Source organism: Saccharopolyspora sp. NPDC000359 (assembly GCF_040300525.1).
Taxonomy (GTDB): domain Bacteria; phylum Actinomycetota; class Actinomycetes; order Mycobacteriales; family Pseudonocardiaceae; genus Saccharopolyspora.
The window spans coordinates 141,377-160,487 of the sequence record NZ_JBEPDU010000001.1; the positions used below are offsets into that span (position 1 = coordinate 141,377).

At 67.2% G+C, this 19,111-nt stretch carries 18 protein-coding genes; 10 read left to right on the forward strand and 8 right to left on the reverse strand.

Translation table 11 applies throughout. The features are described from left to right. Positions 1–35 precede the first annotated feature (35 nt). Entirely contained in the window at positions 36–1,532 is a 1,497-nt protein-coding gene (locus ABT324_RS00795; protein ID WP_351169389.1) for a flavin-containing monooxygenase, read from the forward strand. Between the two features lie 82 nt (positions 1,533–1,614). Further along, a complete protein-coding gene (locus tag ABT324_RS00800; protein ID WP_351169392.1) occupies positions 1,615–2,340 on the forward strand; it encodes a DUF6319 family protein in 726 nt (241 codons plus the stop codon). 190 nt (positions 2,341–2,530) lie between these two features. Here ABT324_RS00800 and ABT324_RS00805 read toward each other — a convergent pair whose 3' ends face one another. Next, on the reverse strand, positions 2,531–3,775 hold the full coding sequence (locus tag ABT324_RS00805) for a M14 family zinc carboxypeptidase (protein WP_351169395.1): 1,245 nt from the start codon (positions 3,773–3,775) through the stop codon (positions 2,531–2,533). 133 nt (positions 3,776–3,908) lie between these two features. Here ABT324_RS00805 and ABT324_RS00810 point away from each other — a divergent pair, with 133 nt between their 5' ends. Together ABT324_RS00810 and ABT324_RS00815 are read left to right on the forward strand one after the other, a co-directional pair. Further along, positions 3,909–5,057: an MFS transporter gene (locus ABT324_RS00810; RefSeq protein WP_351169398.1), complete on the forward strand. Its 1,149-nt coding sequence runs from the start codon at positions 3,909–3,911 to the stop codon at positions 5,055–5,057. Between the two features lie 285 nt (positions 5,058–5,342). Continuing rightward, positions 5,343–5,759: a hypothetical protein gene (locus ABT324_RS00815; protein WP_502949663.1), complete on the forward strand. Its 417-nt coding sequence runs from the start codon at positions 5,343–5,345 to the stop codon at positions 5,757–5,759. Here the strand turns inward: ABT324_RS00815 and ABT324_RS00820 are convergent. Next, the gene (locus ABT324_RS00820) at positions 5,752–6,132 is read right to left on the reverse strand and encodes a hypothetical protein (RefSeq protein WP_351169400.1); all 381 of its coding nucleotides are present in this window, start codon (positions 6,130–6,132) and stop codon (positions 5,752–5,754) included. The genes ABT324_RS00815 and ABT324_RS00820 overlap by 8 nt on opposite strands. 277 nt (positions 6,133–6,409) lie before the next feature. Between ABT324_RS00820 and ABT324_RS00825 the strand changes: the two genes are divergently transcribed. The 5 genes from ABT324_RS00825 to ABT324_RS00845 all read left to right on the forward strand — a co-directional run bounded on the left by ABT324_RS00825 (position 6,410) and on the right by ABT324_RS00845 (position 12,904). Then, the gene (locus ABT324_RS00825) at positions 6,410–8,515 is read left to right on the forward strand and encodes a transglycosylase domain-containing protein (protein ID WP_351169403.1); all 2,106 of its coding nucleotides are present in this window, start codon (positions 6,410–6,412) and stop codon (positions 8,513–8,515) included. Positions 8,516–8,937: 422 nt separating this feature from the next. Then, complete coding sequence (locus ABT324_RS00830) at positions 8,938–9,894, forward strand: CPBP family intramembrane glutamic endopeptidase (RefSeq protein ID WP_351169406.1); 957 nt, start codon at positions 8,938–8,940, stop codon at positions 9,892–9,894. Between the two features lie 81 nt (positions 9,895–9,975). Continuing rightward, positions 9,976–11,337 (forward strand): serine hydrolase domain-containing protein, encoded by a 1,362-nt coding sequence (locus ABT324_RS00835; RefSeq protein WP_351169409.1) that lies wholly within the window; start codon positions 9,976–9,978, stop codon positions 11,335–11,337. Between the two features lie 124 nt (positions 11,338–11,461). Continuing rightward, a complete protein-coding gene (gene arfB / locus ABT324_RS00840) occupies positions 11,462–11,896 on the forward strand; it encodes an alternative ribosome rescue aminoacyl-tRNA hydrolase ArfB (protein WP_351169412.1) in 435 nt (144 codons plus the stop codon). Positions 11,897–11,959: 63 nt separating this feature from the next. Next, entirely contained in the window at positions 11,960–12,904 is a 945-nt protein-coding gene (locus ABT324_RS00845) for a patatin-like phospholipase family protein (RefSeq protein ID WP_351169415.1), read from the forward strand. A 68-nt stretch (positions 12,905–12,972) separates the two neighbouring features. Here the strand turns inward: ABT324_RS00845 and ABT324_RS00850 are convergent, their stop codons facing one another. The 3 genes from ABT324_RS00850 to ABT324_RS00860 all read right to left on the reverse strand — a co-directional run bounded on the left by ABT324_RS00850 (position 12,973) and on the right by ABT324_RS00860 (position 15,806). Next, positions 12,973–14,451 carry a sodium:solute symporter family protein gene (locus ABT324_RS00850; protein ID WP_351169418.1) on the reverse strand — a complete coding sequence of 493 codons (1,479 nt, stop codon included), beginning with the start codon at positions 14,449–14,451 and terminating at the stop codon, positions 12,973–12,975. Continuing rightward, complete coding sequence (locus ABT324_RS00855; protein ID WP_351169421.1) at positions 14,448–14,675, reverse strand: DUF3311 domain-containing protein; 228 nt, start codon at positions 14,673–14,675, stop codon at positions 14,448–14,450. The genes ABT324_RS00850 and ABT324_RS00855 overlap by 4 nt, the downstream gene beginning before the upstream one ends. Positions 14,676–15,149: 474 nt before the next feature. Then, positions 15,150–15,806, reverse strand: a complete 657-nt coding sequence (locus ABT324_RS00860; protein WP_351169424.1) for a hypothetical protein — start codon at positions 15,804–15,806, stop codon at positions 15,150–15,152. A gap of 232 nt (positions 15,807–16,038) precedes the next feature. On the opposite strand from ABT324_RS00860, the gene ABT324_RS00865 reads away from it, so the two are divergent. Continuing rightward, positions 16,039–17,334, forward strand: a complete 1,296-nt coding sequence (locus ABT324_RS00865; RefSeq protein WP_351169427.1) for a S1C family serine protease — start codon at positions 16,039–16,041, stop codon at positions 17,332–17,334. Positions 17,335–17,396: 62 nt separating this feature from the next. On the opposite strand, the gene ABT324_RS00870 is transcribed toward ABT324_RS00865, so the two are convergent. The 3 genes from ABT324_RS00870 to ABT324_RS00880 all read right to left on the reverse strand — a co-directional run bounded on the left by ABT324_RS00870 (position 17,397) and on the right by ABT324_RS00880 (position 19,100). Further along, entirely contained in the window at positions 17,397–18,002 is a 606-nt protein-coding gene (locus tag ABT324_RS00870) for a GTP-binding protein (RefSeq protein ID WP_351169430.1), read from the reverse strand. 68 nt (positions 18,003–18,070) lie between these two features. After that, entirely contained in the window at positions 18,071–18,583 is a 513-nt protein-coding gene (locus tag ABT324_RS00875) for a DUF742 domain-containing protein (protein ID WP_351169433.1), read from the reverse strand. A gap of 76 nt (positions 18,584–18,659) precedes the next feature. Next, on the reverse strand, positions 18,660–19,100 hold the full coding sequence (locus ABT324_RS00880) for a roadblock/LC7 domain-containing protein (protein WP_351169436.1): 441 nt from the start codon (positions 19,098–19,100) through the stop codon (positions 18,660–18,662). Positions 19,101–19,111 lie beyond the last annotated feature (11 nt).

The window sequence follows — 19,111 nt, forward strand, 5'->3', positions numbered from 1 at the left end:
GTAGATCAGTCGTGCCGGTGTCCGAGGAGGCCCTGATGGTGCAACGGCAGTCGAAGGCCCAGCGCAGCTACCGGACCTCGGTGGTCATCGTGGGCACCGGGTTCTCCGGTCTGGGCATGGCCATCAAGCTCAAGCAGGCCGGGATCGAGGACTTCATCGTCCTGGAGAAGGCCGAGGACCTCGGCGGGACCTGGCGCGACAACACCTACCCGGGCTGCGCCTGCGACGTGCCGTCGCTGATGTACTCCTTCTCCTTCGAGCAGAACCCGAACTGGTCGCGGATGTTCGCCCGGCAGGGCGAGATCTCCGACTACCTGCAGCGCTGCGCGGACAAGTACCGGGTGCGCGACCACATCCACCACGGCGTGGAGTTCACCGGCGCCGAGTACGACGAGGACGCCCAGACCTGGCGCGTGACCACCAAGGACGGCACCGAGTACTTCGGCAAGGCGCTGGTCTCCGGGGTAGGTGCGCTGCACATCCCGAGCTACCCGGAACTGCCGGGCGTCCAGGACTTCGAGGGCGAGGTGTTCCACTCCGCGGAGTGGAACCACGACTACGAGCTGAGCGGCAAGCGCGTCGCGGTCATCGGCACCGGCGCCAGCGCGATCCAGTTCGTGCCGCAGATCGCCAAGCAGGTCGCCAAGCTGCACCTGTTCCAGCGCACGCCACCGTGGATCCAGCCCAAACCCGACCGCCCCGTCCCCGAGTCCGTGCAGCGGCTCTTCCGTCGGGTGCCGCTGGTCCAACGAGCAGCCCGCGCCGCGCTCTACTGGACGTTGGAAGCGCGCTACTTCGCGGTGTTCAACAAGCGCCTCGGCAAGCTTGCCGAGCACCTGTCGAAGCGCTACATCCGCAAGGCGGTCAAGGACCCGGCGGTGCGCGCCGCGGTCACCCCGGACTACTCCATGGGTTGCAAGCGGATCCTGCTCTCCAGCGACTACTACCCGGCGCTGAACCGGGCCAACGTGGATCTGGTGACCAGCGGGGTCGCCGAGGTCCGGAAGAACTCCGTGGTCACCGGCGACGGCCAGGAGCACCCGGTGGACGCGATCATCTACGGCACCGGCTTCCACGTCACCGACGCCTTCGACCACCTGAGCATCGTCGGCCGCGACGGGCGCAAGCTCCAGGACACGTGGCGCAACGGGATGGAGGCCTACCTGGGCATCACCGTCTCCGGCTTCCCGAACCTCTTCTTCCTGCTGGGGCCGAACACCGGGCTCGGCCACAACTCCGTGGTGTTCATGATCGAGTCGCAGCTCAACTACGTGCTGGGCTGCCTGCGGCCGATCTGCCGCGGCGAGGTGGGGCAGGTCGACGTCCGCCAGTCGGTGCAGGACGACTTCAACAGCGAGATCCAGTCCGAACTCGGCGACGCGGTGTGGTCGGCGGGCGGCTGCCGCAGCTGGTACCTCGACGAGAACGGTGTCAACCGCACCATCTGGCCCGGTTTCACCTGGAAGTACTGGCTGCGCACGCGCAAGGCGGACCCGGCCGACTACGAGATCACCGCGGCCCGGGGTCGTTGAAGCTTCGCACGGACGTTCGATATAGTCGTGGGGTCACTGCCGAGCAGCCCCTCCGGGGCTCACCCTTGAGCAAGGTGTGGCCATGTCACCGCTGTCGTCCGACGAAGTCCGCGAGATCCGCGACGAGCTGAACGCCGGGACCACGCCGACGGTGTGGTTCACCAGCTCGGCCGTCGGTGTGCCAGAAGGGCGATCGGGAAAGGTGATCTCGCTCAGCGAACCGGCCGAGGGCGACTTCATCCAGGTCCGCCCGGCCGGTTCGAAGGACGTCCTGTCCTTCTCCGCGGCGGAGGTCACGAAGGTGAAACCACCCCGCAAGCGCGCTGCGCCCGAGCCACCGAAGCCCGCCCCCAGCGAGCCCAAGCCCAAGGCGGTGGGAGCGACGCTGCCGCGCAGCTCGACCACCACGTCGGCGAAGCCCGCGTCGACCGCGGCGAAGCAGACGAGCCCGGCGAAGCCCGCCGCGGAAGCGGCGAAGCCGAGCGCCGCGGACAAGTCGGCAGCCGGGGCGGCAGCCCGGCGCAAACCGCGCCCGCCGAAGGCGGTCGGCGGCGCGACGGTGACGCTGACGGCCGACGACGAGGGCCAGTGGAGCGTGGAGGTCAGCACCCCGAAGAAGCGGGTGCTGAAGCCGACGCAGGTCCCAGCTGGCTCGGTGGCGCAAGCCGCGAAGGTGCTGCACGAAGACGTCGCAGCAGCAGTCGAGCCCCTGATCGAAGCGGCCCGGGAACAGCAGCGAGCCCGCGTAGAGCAACTGCGCGCGGAGCTGGCGGCAGCCGAAGCAGCCCTGGACGACCTCCGCTCCTGACCGTCCCGCGCGGTGACGTGAGCATGGGAACCTTCCTGTCATCCGTGCCCGGAGCAGCCGTGCGGTGACGTGAGGATGGGAACCTTCCTGTCACCCACCGCAGCCGTCGGCCGCTCCGGTGGGCTGGGTGGACCCGACGGGCGGAGCCCGCACCGCGCGAGGTGGTGCGAACTCCGCTCAGTTCAGGGCGTCAGTTCTCGATCTCGGTGATCGTGCTCTTGGCCTGCGGGCCGCGGTCGGTGGGCGGGATCCGGTCGTAGTCGGCCGGGTCGAGGTTGCCCACCTGGCCGCTGGCGATCGACGAGAGAATCCCGTCGAGGCCGATGTAGACCGCGCGGGTGAGCATCTTCCGGTGCTGCTCACCGAGGGTCTGGGTCTGGCCGCGCACCTCGAACAGCACCGCGCCGCTGCCGTTGAGCTGGAACGAGCCCAGGCCGGTGCCGGGCAGGTTGGTGTCCTGCGGGTACAGCGTGATGTTGCCGAAGTCGGGGTTCTGGTTGGCCGCGGCCTGCAGCGCGTTGTAGGCGGCCACGTTGAGCTGCTTGGAGTAGTCCGGTCGGTAGGTGTCGGCGAACTCGGCGTACGCGGAGCCCTCCGGGGTGGCCGGGTCGGCGACGAACCTGCCGGAGAGGCTCATCGTCACGAAGCGGTCGGTGCCCGGAACCGTGTAGCAGGCACCCTGGTGGTGCAGGTCGATGTAGGTGTCGACCGCGCCGAACTCGTCCCGCAGCGACTTGTACACGTCGCGCACCGCCTGGGTCTCCGGGCTGAGGAACCAGCCCGGCTCGTCGCTGGCGCCGGGGAAGTCCTGCGGCTGCGGCTGGTAGTCGAGGTTCGGGTTGTAGTCGCGGTTGACGTCGAAACCGGGGCGCTGCGAGTAGTCGTCGCCCTGCCGCTGCTCGGTGTAGTAGTTCCACGGCGCCTGCGCGGTCACCAGCTGCGGGAAGCGTGCCTGCGCTTCCTCCCACGTCATGTCGTTGCCGCGCCGGTCCAGCGCCCCGGCATCGGGGTTGATCTTCGGCATCGCCACCACGGTCAGCTGCTCGCGGATCTTCCGGGCGTGCGCGGAGTTCGACGTGCCCAGGTAGTCCAGGAGGTCCAGGGCCGCGTCCGGACCGGTCTTCTCGTTGCCGTGGATCTCGGCGGTGATCAACACCACCTTCGGGCCGCTGCCGACCCGTGCCAGCAGCATGTCGCGTCCCCGGTTGGACTCGCCGACCTTCTCCACTGCGACCCGGCCCGCACTGACGCGCTCGATCCGGTCGAGCTCGACCAGGAGCTCGTCGTAGCTGGTGAACTCCGAGATCGGGTTCTCGCGCGGCTCCTCGCTGCACGGCGGCGGCGCGGCCGACGTCAGCGGTGCGGTGGCCGTCGCGGGGATGAACGCCGAACCCGCGACCACGGCGGCCAGTGCCAGTACTCGCATCCGATGCATGCAGGACTCCTTGCCGTTGCTGGGACGGACCCAGCCAAACCGATCGCGATCAAAGCCACAATCGACCAGCAGGGGACATCTCGGGCGAAGGCAGGGATGGACAGGGGGCGCGGTTCGGGCCTATCAATTACCAGTGCGAGTCTCGGTCGAACCACGCGAGCGGAACAGGTCACCACTGCGGCACGGCTCGTTCCGGCGGCTGCTGGTGGCCACGGTCGGTGGTTTCGCCGGGTACATCCTGCTGATGCCGGTGCTGCCGCTGTGGGCGGTGGCCGGCGGTGCTGGCGAGGTCGCGGCGGGCGCGACGAACGCCGTCTTCATGCTGGTGACGGTCATCACACAGCTCTGCATGCCGTGGCTGCTCAAGCGCATCGACCACCGGGTCTCCTTCGGGCTCGGCACGATCCTGATCGGCGCGCCGACGCCGCTGTACGCCCTGTCCGGCGACCTGTGGCTGCTGCTCGGCGTGTCGAGCGTGCGCGGCATCGGCTTCGGGCTGCTCACCGTGACCGGTGCCGCCCTGGTGGCCGAACTCGTGCCGATCGAGCAGCGTGGTCGCGCCGCGGGGCTGTACGGGCTCTCGGTGGGGCTGCCGAACATGGCGCTCCTGCCGGTGGGGGTGTGGCTGACCCAGCAGGTCGGGTTCGCCCCGCTGTTCTGGATCGCTGGCGCCCTGCCGGTCGCCGCCACGGCCGCGCTGGTCGGCATGGCCCGCGTGCCGACCCGGCAACCTGCGGACAAGCAGAGCACCACGACCTTCCCGCTCGCGTTGCTGCCGTCTTGGGCGGTCATGACGGTCCTGGCCGTTGGAGCTGGCGGGATCATCGCCTTCCTGCCCCTGGCCGTCGGCGGATCGGTGGCCCCAGCAGCGCTGATGATCTTCGGTGCCGCCACGATGCTCGGCCGCTGGGGAGCGGGACAGCTCGGTGATCGCGTCGGCCAGAGCCGCATCGTGATCCCGGCGGTGCTGCTGTCCGCGCTCGGCGCCGGGGTGCTCGCGGTGGCCTCGTGGGGCGCGGACCCGGCTTCCCTGCTCGGCGCGGCCGCGTTCGGCGCTGGCTTCGGCGCGGTGCAGAACGCGACCCTCGTCTTGATGTTTGACCGGACCGAGTCGAGGGTGGCCAGCACGGCTTGGAACATCGCCTACGACGCGGGCCAGGGCCTCGGCTCCCTCGGCTTCGGCGTCCTGATCGCCCTGTCCGGCTACCCGTCCACCTTCGTGATCACGGCCGTCCTCATCGCCGCCTGCGCCCCGCTGGCCCTCAGCCGCCGCCGCAGTTGAGAGGAAGGGAACCTTCCTGTCATCACGCCCCGACCAGCCGTGTCCGGCACCTCGAGCATGGGAACCTTCCTGTCATCCACGGGGGCGGGTGGCTTCGGGAGCATGGGAACCTTCTTGTCACCACGCCCCGGCCGTAGGTGTCCGAACCAGCCGAGCTGCTGTGATTGCGAACACACTTCGCGTATCCGTGTCGAACCCCCGGCGCGGAAGCCCAGTCCGGCGCTGTGCGCGGTGCGTGATGAAGCCGGAATTCCCGACCGGGTGGATGCGCCTAGAATGCGAAGTGTGTTCCGCAGCCTCTTGACCCCGCGCTGGCTGCTTCTGCACGTGCTGTTCATCGCGGCCACGATCACCACCGGCTTCCTGGCCGTGTGGCAGTGGGACCGTGCGCACGAAGCCGGCGGGAGCTTCCAGAACCTCGGCTATGCGCTGCAGTGGCCGCTGTTCGGGGCGTTCACGATCTTCCTGTGGATCCGCGTGATGCGCATGGACCTGAGCCGGGAGCGGGAAGAGCAGGAATCCGCCCCGCCCGCCGAGGCGGACAGCGCGCCTGAAACGCCAGCGGAGCAGCCCGCGGTGCGCCGGAAGCGGCCCCTGGTACCGCCTCCGGCGCCGCGCGTCGCGGAAGAGGACGATCCGGAGCTCGCCGCCTACAACAAGTACCTGGCCGAGCTCAACGAATCAGACCGGCGCGCTAGTTGAACGTGATGTTGCCGTTGAACTCGCGGGTCTGAACCAGGTTCTTGACCTGCCCGTGGTTGATGTTGACCACGCTGTCGTCGGCGGCCGAGATCGCGTTGTGCACCTCGGCGCCCTCCGCACGCAGCTGCTCGGCGAAATCGGCGTCCTCCGCGCAGACCTGGTCGAGCCGCTCGGCGAGAGCGGTGATCTGCGGCCGGTCCGCGTCCGGGCGCTCGGCGGCTTCGAGTGCGGCCTTCGTCTCAGGGTCGCGTTCCGACCTCCGCCGGAGGAGCTCGCGAACCTTCTCCAGCGCGGCCTTCCCCGCGGCACCCAGCGCTGTCGCCGCTTGCCCGGCGAGTGCGGTGGCCAGCGAATCCAGGAAAGGATCGGTCATTTCTCCTCCACGCGGTCGAATTGATCGGTCACCAAGTGTAGTGATCCGGACCGCTGGAGTGGGCGTGATCGGGGTGCTGGACCATTCGGCGCATCGTCGGCTGGACCGGTCGATGTGATATCAAGAATTGACTGGCGTCGTAAGAGGAGCAGGTGCCGTCTGGTGCTGCTGAGGCGGATGTCGACGGGATGCTCCCCGGCCGGTCGGTGAACCGGTGAGACGGGTTCCAGGTGGGCGCTTCGACCGGCGGTAAGTGGTCGAGCCGGGTGGACACTTGATGATTGGGGCGGGCGTGCGCAGCGGCGTGCTGTTGAAGATGTTCGGGCTGTGCGTCCTGGCTGGCGTGCTGGTGGCGGCATTGCTGCTGCCGATGGCGACCGGTGCCGGGGCGATGGTCAACCAGACGACCGACGCCATGTCCAAGATGTCGGGCTCGCTCGCTCGGCAGGACATGCCGCAGGTGTCGACCGTCACCGACAAGGACGGCCAACCGATCGCGTACTTCTTCCAGGACTACCGCGTCGAAACCCGCCCCGACGAGATCTCCGAGTACATGAAGGCGGCGATCACCGCCGTCGAGGACAAGCGCTTCTGGGACCACGGGGGCGTCGACTGGCACGGCACGATGCGCGCGCTGGCCACCAACCTCAGCAGCGGTGAAGCGGCGCAGGGCGCATCCACCATCACGCAGCAGTACGTGAAGAACTACCTCGTGCACGTGGTCGCCGGGGCGGACAACCCGATCGAGGCCGAGAAGGCCAAGGAGACCACGATTGCCCGAAAGCTGCGCGAGGCCAAGATCGCCGTCGAGCTCGAGCGCACCATGACCAAGGAGGAGATCCTCACCGGGTACCTCAACGTGGTGCCGTTCGGTAACCAGACCTTCGGCGTCGGCGCGGCCGCGCAGACCTACTTCGGCACCACGCCGGACAAGCTCACCATCGCCCAGTCCGCGCTGCTCGCCGCGATCGTCAACCAGCCGGGATCGCTGAACCCCAACAGCAACCCGGAGGACGCGAAGGTGCGGCGCGACCTCGTCATCGACCTGATGACGGACCCCACCAACAACAAGTTCATCACCAAGGAGGACGCCGAGCGGGCCAAGCAGGAGCCGCTCGGCACCCTGTCCCCGCTGGGCCGTCCGCCGAACGGCTGCGTCGGCCTCGGTGACGGCACCACCGACGGCTTCTTCTGCGAGTACGTCAGGGACTACCTCAAGCGGGCCGGCATCGACTCCGACGCGTTGAAGACCGGTGGCTACACCATCCGCACGACGCTCGACCGCAAGGCCACCGACGCCGCCAAGGAGGCGGCGGAGGCCCAGGTGCCCACCCAGACCGAAGGCATCGCCAACGCCATGGCGGTCGTCGAACCGGGCAAGGACAAGCACAAGGTGCGGGCGCTGGTCGCCAACCGCGACTACGGCAACGACGCGAGCAAGGGGCAGACGGCCTACGACATCGTCAGCCGCGTGCAACCGTTCGGTGCGGGTTCGGTGTACAAGATCTTCACCGCTGCTGCCGCGATCGAACAGGGCATGGGCATCCACGACGTGATCGACGTGCCCGCCTCGTACACCTCCCGCGTCTACCGGAACGGCAACGCGCCCTACACGGTCAGCAACGCCGACGGCGTGACGCCGGGGCCGAGGACGCTGCAGATGGCGCTCGCGACATCGCCGAACACGGCGTTCGTGGCGCTCTCCGAACGGGTTGGCCTCAACAACGTGGTCGACATGGCCTCACGGCTCGGCCTGCGCAACGGGATGAACCGGGTCAACACCAGCGGCCAGAACCTCAAGGCGGACGGCTCGAACGGACCTTCCCAGGCAGAAGCCATCAAGAAGGGCAACCGCGGGGCGTTCACGCTCGGCTACAGCCCGACCAGCGTCCTGGAGCTGTCGAACGTCGGCGCCACGATCATGAGCGAGGGCGTGTACTGCCCGCCGACGCCGATCGAGGAGGTCCTGGACCGGCACGGCAACCCGGTCCAGCTCAACGAACCGAAGTGCGAGCAGGCGGTCTCCCCGCAGGTGGCCGCGGCGCTGGCGCAGGGCATGAGCAAGGACGACACCGACGGCACCTCGCGCGCAGCCGCTCAGGCGGCGGGCTGGAACCGGCCGATGATCGGCAAGACCGGAACCACCCAGGCGCACCAGTCGGCTGCTTTCCTCGCCGCCACCCCGCAGATGTCGGGTGCGGTCCTGACCTACTCCGATGGTCGCAGCCCCCAGGGCATCTGCGACAGCGGTGGTGACGCGCCCCCGCACCTCTGCGGCAAGAACGGCGGCAACATCTACGGCGGCAAGGTGCCGGCGCGGACCTGGTTCGCAGCGATGAACCGGATCCACGAAGGCCTCCCCGTCGCACCACTGCCAGGCTGATCCAGGGGATCTGAACACCAACTGCCCGCGCCCTCCGAAACGGTGGGTGCGGGCAGTTGCATGAGAAGGGCTTGTCCGCGAGAGGCAGTTCCAGCGACTTCCCGAGTTGCTGGAGTTCGGGTGTTCACGTTCTCTGGAACTCGGTTTGGGTTCGTCCGGAATAGACCCGGCGCGTTCGATTGATCCCGATGTCAGGAAAACCCTGCCCGCAGGTGGGGTGACTCGCGCTCTTCCCCTTTCGTCGCATCCCGGCTCGCGCGGACCATCACCTGCAGGGAATGAGAACAGCCCGGTCTCGCTGGTGGCCCGCCCTCAGCACGCGAGCATGGGAACCTTCCTGTCAGTTCGGTGACAGGAAGGTTCCCATGCTCGCCGACGCCGAGCCTCAGCTGGCGCTAAGGAAGGGCTGGCAGAATGCCTCCGTGAGCACCGAGCGAGATCGAGTCGATGTTCGCGGCGTGGTCAGCTTTGTCATGATCGCCTACTTACCGGCATGGCTGTTGACCTTGCCGCTGTGGCTCACCGGCGAAGGACTGTCGTGGACCTGGGCACCTCTCGTGCTCATCGCCATGATGTTCATGCCCGCGGTAGCAGCGCTGGTGGTCGGCAAGTGGATAAGCCCGCAGCCCAAACCGCTGCGCAGCATCGGGCTGACCAACCCCGGCGGGATCAGGAAGTGGTGGCCGCACATACTGGTCGGGTGGCTCGGGCCACCACTGGTCATGGTGTTCGCCCTCATGGTTGGCTACCTCCTCGGCATCTACCAGGCCGACTGGACCGGCTTCTCCGGGCTGGCCGAGCAGATCGGACATGGCCCGATCGGCGCCGAGCCGCAGACCTCACCGGGCACGCTGGCGCTCATCCAGATCGCCCAGGTATTCGGGCTGGGATGGCTGCAGGTCATCCCGGCGCTGGGCGAGGAGCTGGGCTGGCGCGGCTACCTGGTGAAAGCCCTGCTGCCTCTCGGGCAGCCGGGCGCGTTCCTCACCACCGGTGTGCTCTGGGGGCTCTGGCACGGCCCCGTGCTGGTCCTCGGGTTCAACTACCCGACGGTCCCGATCGTCGTCGCGTTCCTGATGATGATGTGCTTCTGCACCCTGGTCGGCACGCTGCTCGGCTGGCTGAGGCTCACCTCCGGAAGCGTCTGGCCAGCGGCGATCGCACACGGCTTCCTCAACGCCGCGGCAGGCCTGACCATCGTCTTCAGCCAAGCCGGGCACCCGGTCGACAACGCATCAGTCGGGCTACTCGGTTGGACCGGCTGGCTCGTCCTCGCCCTGCTGATCCTGGTGCTCATACTGCTCGGCAAGCTCCCGGTGCGCTTCCAAGTGCAGAAGTCCGGGATCTCCCGCGGCGTCAACCGCCGCAGCCGTCCGTGACGGGGCCGTGAGCATGGGAACCTTCCTGTCACTTGCCGCACACCTCGATGCGCGGCGGCGGGAAGTGAAAGCATGGGGCTCATGGTGACGAGTCTGCTGCCCTCCACCCAGCGTGCGCTGCTGCGGCGCCTGGCGGTGGAGCAGAGTGAGAACCGGATCCCCTCGCTGATCGCGGGACTGGTCCGGGATGGTGAAACGATCTGGGTCGATTCCCGAGGCAAGGTCGGCGGTCAGCCGTCGAGCACCGACACCCAGTACCGGATCGGTTCAATCACGAAGACGTTCGTCGCGGTGCTGGTGATGCGCCTGCGCGACGAAGGTCGGCTCGACTTGGCCGACAGGCTCGACGACTACGTGCCGGGCACTTCGATCGGCAAGCGCAGCATCGGCTCGCTCCTTTCGCAGTCCAGCGGCCTGACGGCCGAACCGGCTGGCCAGTGGTGGGAGCGGACGCCGGGTGGCAGCGCTGAGGAGCTGCTCGCCGGGATCGACGCAAGCGCACTGCGCCCCACGCCGAACCACGGTTTCCACTACTCCAACGTTGGCTTCGGAGTGCTGGGGGAGCTTGTGGCGCGGCTGCGCGGTGCCCCGTGGCACGAGGTCATGCAACGCGAGATCTTGGCTCCGCTGGGCATGAAGCGCACGACGCTGGAGCCGGTCGCACCCCACGCCGAGGGATTGGCCGTTCACCCGTGGGCGGACGTCGTGCTGCCTGAACCAGCGGAAGACGCTGGAGCCATGGCCCCGGCTGGCCAGCTGTGGTCGACGTTCGACGACATGGTTCGGTGGGTTCGGTTCGTGGGTGGCGACACCGGCGAAGTGCTGCACCCCGACACGGTCCTCGAAATGCGCACCCCCGGCTCGGTGGACGACGGACCGGAATGGCGGGGCGGCTACGGACTCGGCCTGCAGCTCATGCGGTACCGCGGGCGACGCCTGGCCGGACACACCGGGTCGATGCCTGGTTTCGTCGCGAACCTCTGGTCGGACCCGGATGACGCCACCGGTGTGATCTTCATGGCGAACACGACCGCGGGGATGAGCGGAACGTTCTCCACGGACCTGCTTGACCTGCTCGCCCAGCACGAACCGCGAATCCCTGAGGCCTGGGAGCCCCGCGCCGACGTGGACATGCGGCTGCTCGAGCTCACCGGCCAGTGGTACTGGGGCCCGAGCCCGTACGTGCTGCGTGTCCGCCCCGACGGTCTGCTCGACCTCTCCCCGTCGAAGGGGAGGGGCCGGGCATCGCGGTTCCGGCCCAACCCCGACGGCACCTGGACCGGCCTGGACGGCTACTACGCAGGGGAAACACTGCGGATCGGGCGAGATGCGGAGGGCACTCCCGCCTACCTCGACCTGAACACCTTCATCTTCACCCGCACGCCGTACGCCAGCGACGCCCCTGTCCCGGGCGGCGTCGCGGGGTGGCGCCCCGGCGAGTGATCACCGCCCGTGGGGCGTGAGGCATGGGAACCTTCCTGTCACCCGTGGCAGGAAGGTTCCCATGCTCCGTGCCTGGTCGATGGGCTGCGGTGAGCGGAGCTGCAAGGTGAGGCATGCTTTCGGTATGTCCGGAGACCTCCCCATCACCAGCCGTTGGCAGATCCCCGCGGCCGAGCTCTCCGAGCGCTTCTCGCGATCGTCAGGGCCGGGTGGGCAGGGCGTGAACACGACCGACTCCCGAGTCGAACTGTCCTTCGACCTCGTCCGCTCGAACTCGATACCCGAGCCCCTTCGGCAACGCGCTGCGGACCGACTTGCGAAGCGGCTCGTCGATGGTGTGATCACAGTCGTGGCATCGGAACACCGCGCGCAGCTGGCCAACCGGCAGGCAGCTCGACAGAGGCTGGCCGGGCTGCTGGCAGATGCGGTCGCCCCACCGAGGGCCGCACGACGGCGCACCAAGCCGACCAGGGGCTCCCAGCAGCGTCGGCTCACCAGCAAGAAGCAGCGTTCCGAAGTGAAGCGCCAACGTCGTCGGGGTGATCCAGGCGACGGATGAGCTGCTGATCAGCCACCAACGACTAGCCTCAACAGCAGGGACGAGAGCGGAAGGGCACTGCTGATGCGCACAGCGTGGGTTTTGCCGGGAGGTTCCACTTTCGGAGCGATCCAGGCTGGACTGGTCACCGCGCTTTTCGAAGCAGGTGTGGAACCGGACTTGCTCGTCGGTACTTCGGCGGGCTCGCTCAACGCTGCCTGGCTGGCGGGCAACCCCACACCGCACGGCGCGGAGAAGTTGCGTGAGATATGGGCTTCGATGCGGCGAACAGATGTGTTCCCGATCCAGCCGTCGCGGATCCTGGCCGGGAAGCTGGGCCTGTCCAACCACGTGATGGGCAATCACGGCCTGGCTCGCTGGCTGCACAACAACCTCCCGTTCCGGCGGCTGGAAGACGCGCAGATCCCGGTGACTGTGACCGCGACCGACCTCGACAGCGGCGACCCCGTGTACTACGAGTCGGGGCCCGCCCTCCCACCACTGGTCGCGTCCTGCTCGATCCCGGGGATGTTCCCGCCGGTGAAGATCGGTGACCGATGGCTCGTCGACGGCGGCCCGGCGGCATTCATGCCCATCAGCCGCGCAGTCGAGCGCGGGGCGGAGCGCGTTTTCGTGCTGCCGTGCGGTGGGACGGAGCGCTTCGAGTACAACCAGCCAAAGCGTGGGATCGGTTCGATCGCGACCTGGCCGACGCCGAAGGTGCCCCCACGGTCAGTGGGTGGGGTCAACGGTGCGGCGCTGGGAGCGGCCATGGTGTCTGCAGCGAGGCTGGACATGCAGTTGAACGCGACGCGCTGCGAGCTCTACATCGTTCCCGCCCCGTCGGTGGTGGGGCTTTCGCCGTACTCCTTCGCACACGCCAGCGCGTTGATCGATGCGGCTTGGGAGATCGCACGCCGCTGGTACCCGTCCGCGAAGCCCGTGCCTGAGGGGCCAGTCGACATCGGTGGCAACCCGATCGAGGATGGCCACTTCGGTGTCTCCGCAGTTGCCCCGGCGACACCATGAGCCGAGGTGGGCATGGGAACCTGCCTGCCGCCTGAGTGACAGGAAGGTTCCCATGCTTCTCCAAAAGGTCAGCCTCGAGCGGTCCGAGCTTCGGCCAGTTCGTCGACCGCCAACCTTTCAGCGGGCGCCGTTGTGGGTTGCAGCAGGCTGACCACCACGTTGGCCGCGATGTTCACCGCGAGCCCGATGAGACCGGCGTTGATGCCGAACCACGGGTCGTTTCCGGTGCCGACGAGCGCAGCAACGATGATCACACCCAGTGCTAGACCACTCGCCGCACCAGCGACCGTCATCCGCTTCCACAGCAGGCTGATCAACACCACCGGCAGCAGTTGAGCCAAGCCCTGGTACGAGAGCACCGAGAGCTGCACGAGCGTGCTGGGCGAGATGAAGGTGAACAGCAGGGCGACCAACCCGACGAGGAACGTGACGAGCTGCGAGAGCTGCTTCTGCCGGGGAGCCGTCCGCGGGTGCACCCCCAGCACGGAACGGCCCCACATCGTCCCGATCACAAGCATGAAGACGGCCATGGGGACGATCGAGGAAAGTGCGCCAGCGACACCGATCAGCCCCACCATCCACGCTGGCATGGAGTCCACCACCAGCTCGAACATGGCGAGGTTCGAATCGCTCAGCCCCGGCACCACGAACACCGCAGCCAGGCCGAGGAGGATGGGTACGAACAGCAAGACCTGGTAGAACGGCATGATGATGGCGTTGCGCCGCAGGACACCGGGGTTCTTGGCGCCGAGGTAACCGGCGACGGTTGTCGGGAAGATCGTGTAGACCACGCCGTTGAGCAGACCCGTCGTGGCGAACCACAACATCCCCAACGACTCCTTGCCCTGGCCCGGTAGCACGAGCCACTGTGGCCGCTCCGCGACCAAGCGGTCCAGCATCGGTCCAATCCCACCGAAGTAGTGCACTGGCACGTAGACGAACACGGCCAGCAACGTGATGATCACAAGGCTGTCCTTGAGGATCGACACCCAAGCGCTGCCCCGCAGACCCGAGAAGATGAGGAACGCCTCGGTCACCACGAACGCGATCACGTAGCCCGTCCCCAACCCGATGGTTCCGTAGCTGATCGTCGAGACCACCACACCCATCCCGGTGATCTGGAGCTGGATGTAAGGCAGCAGGAAGATGGTGGTCAGGATCGCCACAGCCGCACCGAACCACGGTGAGTTGAAACGGAAGGCCGTGATGTCGGTGATGTTGTGGAGGTTGTTGCGGTGAGCGTAGTGCCACAGGATCGGCCCGATGACGTAACCCACAGCGAAACCGATCGCCAGGTACGCGGGCAGGTAGAACACGGGCATCCCGTAGTCGTAGGACCAGCCAGCCGCCCCGAGGTAGCTGAAACTCGTGTAGGTCTCGCCAGCCATCAGGACGAAGATCAGCACCACGCCCATGCTGCGACCGCCGACGGACCACTCCGCCAGGTTCGCCCGATCGCGACCGCGCAGCGAGAGCAGGCCAAGGACGATCGTGCCGACCATGAACACGGCGAACAAGCCGATGGAGACCACCGCGTTCGAGTTCATTCAGCACCCCCTCGCTCGATGTCCCGATCAGCCCGCCACAGCGGGTCCTTGCGCGCCGCGAGCCAGATGCAGGCAGGAGTGAGCAGGGTCGCCAACAACATCCAGAACATGAAGAAGGGAAGGCCCAGGACAACGGGCTCAACCCTGTTGTACAGCGGAAGCGCCACCAGGTAGAGCAGGACCGGCCCCATGAGCCACCACAGCGATTTGCGTTCTTTGAGCACTAGTCCCTCCGATGGCCGCATCCGACACGGCGAGAAGTCTCCGACGGTGACAGGAAGGTTCCCTTGCTCGCATCCCATCGCACCAGGGCGTTGAACGTCGGGTTCGTCACGCGTCTTGCGTTCCCACTGATCAAAGTGGGTCGTCTTCGGTGATGCAACGACCGTGCCTGGTCTCGACAACGCTGACGAAAAGCCGGCGGAGGTCACCGCCAACGACGTCGACAAGCCTGTGTTCGGGCATGCGGTGGCAGAGGTCGCCCATGTCACCGGGATCGACCACTGACTGGGTTTGGACAGCGAGAGCCGGTCGTGGGAGCTCGGCGTGCAGCTGGTCGACCGCCGTTGTTATCCGCTCAGCTGTGGTCAGTGTCTGCCTTCGTCCGGTGTTCTTCACGGCACCTCCAGCGACAGCTGTCGATGCTTGGCATGGTGCCTGCTGCTACCGCCGAGCACCAGCCCGCGGCGTCCACATCTTCACGCCGCCGAACGTTGCACCTCCTCGGCTGGTCGTGTCGAGCGGCGGGGTAGGCCGTGCAGCGGTGTCGGGCCGTTCTGAAGGGTGCGCAGGATCGCGCGTGGAACAGCAGTACCGCGTCGGCTGCCTAGCTCCATCTCGGTGATCAGGTCATTCAGCTTGCAGCACCTCTCTTGCTGGATCGCGTTCCGGAGCAGCTGTTGGGTAAACGCCCAGGTGCGGAACGTCCGGGCACCGTCCATCACCGCTCGAACCGGCGGAGCCGTCGGAACCCCGTTCACGTAGACGGGTTTCGGAAGCCTGGTGGTGCGCTCGAACTTCGTGCCGGGGTAGCCCTGGATCTTCCGGCCGTGCGGGATCAGCACGTGGACTTCCACATCGTCCGACGTCGTGGTGATCCCATGCAGGTGTGCTGCGACAAGGCCCGTAACCACGGCGCCTGGACCAGCGCGAAGTAGGGCAGCTTGGATCCGATCGTGGACCGTCGGAGGTCCTGGGGCGACGAGCACCACACCTGGGGCGAGGCGAGTCCAGGGCCCGTCGGCTCGTGCGCGCCGGTAGGTCGTCGACTGGGAGATCCCCAGCTGCTCGATCTCCCGGGCCCGGTAGACGCGTCGCTGGAACCGTGATTCGGAGGTGTTGATCGTTTTCTGCATGCGTTGCACTATCCGACATCCACGGCTTATGGCCCGGTAGGTTCACAGTTTTCGGCCGTGTGTCGGGCACTTGAATCCGCGTTCGGTGGGGTAGGGGGCGAGTATGGGAACCTTCCTCGCGCAAGATTGACAGGAAGGCTCCCATGTTCGTGGTTGCCGTCTGTGGGTTTTCTGTTGGCAATCAACAGCTGAAGCCAAGGTGGTTCTCAGGTTCGCGGAGCACGCTCGGTGCATGACGATGAGCAGAGGCACCGGCGACGTGCCGGGATACGGCGGTGCTGAGCACAACTCCGCCCAGTGGACTGAGCCCAATGCTGGTTTCGCGGACAACCAGGCAACTGGTCCGGGCGGCTACGCCCCCAGGGAACAGCCGCAGGGAGCTGGACGTCGACGCTGGGGTGGGCTGGTGGCGGTCGCGCTCGTTGCCGGTGTGGTCGGAGGCGGTGTCGGGTTGGGTGGGGGCATGCTGCTCACGGATTCCGGCAGTCCAGCCCCGGTGCTGTCCCAACGGGATCCTGTGACCGGAACCCAGGTGAACGCTCAGGCGGGCTCTGTGCAGTTCGCTGCGAGCAAGACTTCGGCGAGCACGGTCGACATCGCTGTCCGCTCAGGTCGCAGTGGCGCTGAGGGGACGGGTGTTGTCCTGTCTCCGGACGGGTACGTGTTGACCAACAACCACGTGGTTGAAAGTGGTGGTCAGATCAGCGTCACGCTTCCGGATGGCGCGGTCAAGAGCGCGCAGGTCGTCGGGACATCGCCGTCCTACGACCTGGCTGTGATCAAGTTGGACGGGGCTGCTGACCTCACGCCCGCCGAGCTCGGCAAGTCCTCCGCCTTGGTCGTCGGGCAGCAGGTGGTCGCCATCGGGTCCCCGCTCGGGCTCGAGGGAACCGTGACGTCGGGCATCGTCAGCGCCTTGAACCGCACAGTGGCGTCGAAGGGCGACAACGGCCAGTCCATCATCTACAACGGCATCCAGACCGATGCGTCGATCAACTCGGGGAACTCGGGCGGGCCGCTGGTCAACCTGGACGGCCAGGTGATCGGCATCAACTCCGCGATCCTTTCCAGCGGCCAGAACTCGGGAAACATCGGCCTGGGCTTCGCGATCCCCATCGACACCGCCAGCCGCGTCGCCAACGAGCTCATCAACAACGGCGTGGCGACCAAACCCCAGCTGGGGATCACGGGCACCGACAGCGGCACAGGTGGGGCGGTGGTCCACACGGTCGTCCCTGGCTCGGCAGCCGAGCAAGCCGGCATCAAGACCGGTGAGGCGATCGCGAAGGTCAACGGACGGAACGTCAGCAGCTTCGCCGACCTCGTGGCCCAGATCAGCGCCAACGCACCTGGCTCGAAGGTCACACTCACCGTGACCGACGCGCAGGGCAACAATCCGCGAGAAGTCGAGGTCACCCTGGGCAGCCAGCAGGACAAGGCGCCGCAAACCACAGGGCAGTTCGACTCCGGCTACGGGCAGCAGGACCCGTTCGGCCTGCCGTACGGCTCACTTCCGGGCGGACGCTGAACACGGGCGGACATGGGAACCTTCCTAGCAAGTGACAGGAAGGTTCCCATGCTGCAGGCCGGTCAAGCGGTGCGTCGGAGCCACCACTTCATCGCGTACTCGACGAGGGTGATGAGCGACTGCTTGGTGGAAGCGCGGTTGCGGGCGTCGCAGGTGACGATCGGCACGTCCGCTGGGATCGCGATCGCCTCGCGGACCTCTTCGATGCGGTGACGCAACATGCCGTCGAAGCAGTTCAGACCAACGATGTAGGGCAGCTGGCGGTCTTCGAAGAAGTCGATGGCCGAGAAGCAGTCCGCGAGCCGCCGCGTGTCCACGAGCACCACGGCACCGATCGCGCCGCGCACCAGGTCGTCCCACATGAACCAGAACCGCTGCTGGCCGGGTGTTCCGAACAGGTAGAGGATCAGGTCGGCGTCCAGGGAGACCCGACCGAAGTCCATCGCCACCGTGGTGGTGTTCTTGTTTGGGGTGGCCTGCAGGTCGTCGATGCCGCTGCTCGCCTCGGTCATCACGGCCTCGGTCGTCAGGGGCACGATTTCCGACACCGACCCGACGAACGTCGTCTTGCCGACGCCGAATCCTCCCGCGACGACGATCTTCGCCGAGGTCGCGGTTGTGGGCCTGGTGGTCGGGTGCCCAGGTCGAGATCGCGTTTCGGGGGTCATTTCTGCCAACCTCAGTTGTCGAGTCGAGCTGGTGTCCTGCGCTGCGGCGCGAGGCCCGCGCTGGAGGGTCAGAGGCGACGGAGACCGCTCAGAACCCTCTCCATCAACATGAAGTGCGATGTGGTGCCGGATTCGCTGACCGTGTGGTGGACCGTGACCAGCCCCAAGTCGGCCATGTCACCGAGCAGGACTTTCGCCACACCCAGGGGCACACCGAGCAACGCTCCGACCTCGGCCACCGATCGGGGGTGGTGGCAGATCTCAGCGATCGAGTGGTGCTCGATCCGCTGCAACCGGCTCGGGTGGCAGAACTCGCTGGCCGACACGAGCGTTTCCAGCTCCAACGTGTGGTTGGAGTGGGTCCGCCCACCTGTCCAGGCGTAGGGCCGGATGTAGGTCGCGGTGCTTTCTTCCTGGACGGGTTCTGCTGCTTCCGGTGCGTCGTCGGCTTCCCGTGGCCAATGCGGGTCCGACACGGGCAGCTGGGTCGAGTCTTGTTGCTCCGCTTGCTCACGCGCGCGCTTGCGCCGGCGGCCTCGTCGCCCGCTGTCGAGGGTGAACCGGTTGAAGACCTCGGCCAAGGCGTCCGCCTCGGGTGACTCGTGGTCGCCCCAGTGGTGTCGCCCGGATGATTCCGGACCTGTGCTCATGCCGTCCTCACATCGACTGGCCGGTCATCACCCGACTTGTTCCTTGCAGCTGGGACCGCAGCTCGGGGGTCAGGATCTGTCCGACTCGTTCGACCAACAACGCCATCTCGTAGGCGATGAGGCCCATGTCGCAGTGCGGTGCGGCGAGCACGGTGAGACATGAGCCGTCGCTGATCGCCATCTGCAGCATGAGGCCGCGTTCCATCTCGACCACGGTCTCGCTCACCGTGCCAGCTTCGAAGCACCGCGCCGCTCCTTGGGTGAGGCTGAGCAGCCCGGATGCGACTGCGGCGAGCTGGTCGGCGCGGTCGGTGGGCAGTTTCGCCGAGGCGGTCAGCAGCAGTCCGTCCGCTGACACGACCACGGCGTGTGCCACGCCGGGGACTCGCTCGGTGAAGTCGGTGACCAGCCAGCCGAACTGGCTCGGTTGGGAGTTGTTCGCATTCATTGGCGTTTCCT

Bases quoted from the DNA above. Each gene is read 5' to 3' on its own strand.
- ABT324_RS00795 (WP_351169389.1), top strand. From the start codon at position 36: ATGGTGCAACGGCAGTCGAAGGCCCAGCGCAGCTACCGGACCTCGGTG.
- ABT324_RS00800 (WP_351169392.1), top strand. From the start codon at position 1,615: ATGTCACCGCTGTCGTCCGACGAAGTCCGCGAGATCCGCGACGAGCTG.
- ABT324_RS00805 (WP_351169395.1), bottom strand. From the start codon at position 3,775: ATGCATCGGATGCGAGTACTGGCACTGGCCGCCGTGGTCGCGGGTTCG.
- ABT324_RS00820 (WP_351169400.1), bottom strand. From the start codon at position 6,132: ATGACCGATCCTTTCCTGGATTCGCTGGCCACCGCACTCGCCGGGCAA.
- ABT324_RS00825 (WP_351169403.1), top strand. From the start codon at position 6,410: ATGATTGGGGCGGGCGTGCGCAGCGGCGTGCTGTTGAAGATGTTCGGG.
- ABT324_RS00835 (WP_351169409.1), top strand. From the start codon at position 9,976: ATGGTGACGAGTCTGCTGCCCTCCACCCAGCGTGCGCTGCTGCGGCGC.
- arfB (WP_351169412.1), top strand. From the start codon at position 11,462: ATGTCCGGAGACCTCCCCATCACCAGCCGTTGGCAGATCCCCGCGGCC.
- ABT324_RS00845 (WP_351169415.1), top strand. From the start codon at position 11,960: ATGCGCACAGCGTGGGTTTTGCCGGGAGGTTCCACTTTCGGAGCGATC.
- ABT324_RS00850 (WP_351169418.1), bottom strand. From the start codon at position 14,451: ATGAACTCGAACGCGGTGGTCTCCATCGGCTTGTTCGCCGTGTTCATG.
- ABT324_RS00860 (WP_351169424.1), bottom strand. From the start codon at position 15,806: ATGCAGAAAACGATCAACACCTCCGAATCACGGTTCCAGCGACGCGTC.
- ABT324_RS00865 (WP_351169427.1), top strand. From the start codon at position 16,039: ATGACGATGAGCAGAGGCACCGGCGACGTGCCGGGATACGGCGGTGCT.
- ABT324_RS00870 (WP_351169430.1), bottom strand. From the start codon at position 18,002: ATGACCCCCGAAACGCGATCTCGACCTGGGCACCCGACCACCAGGCCC.
- ABT324_RS00880 (WP_351169436.1), bottom strand. From the start codon at position 19,100: ATGAATGCGAACAACTCCCAACCGAGCCAGTTCGGCTGGCTGGTCACC.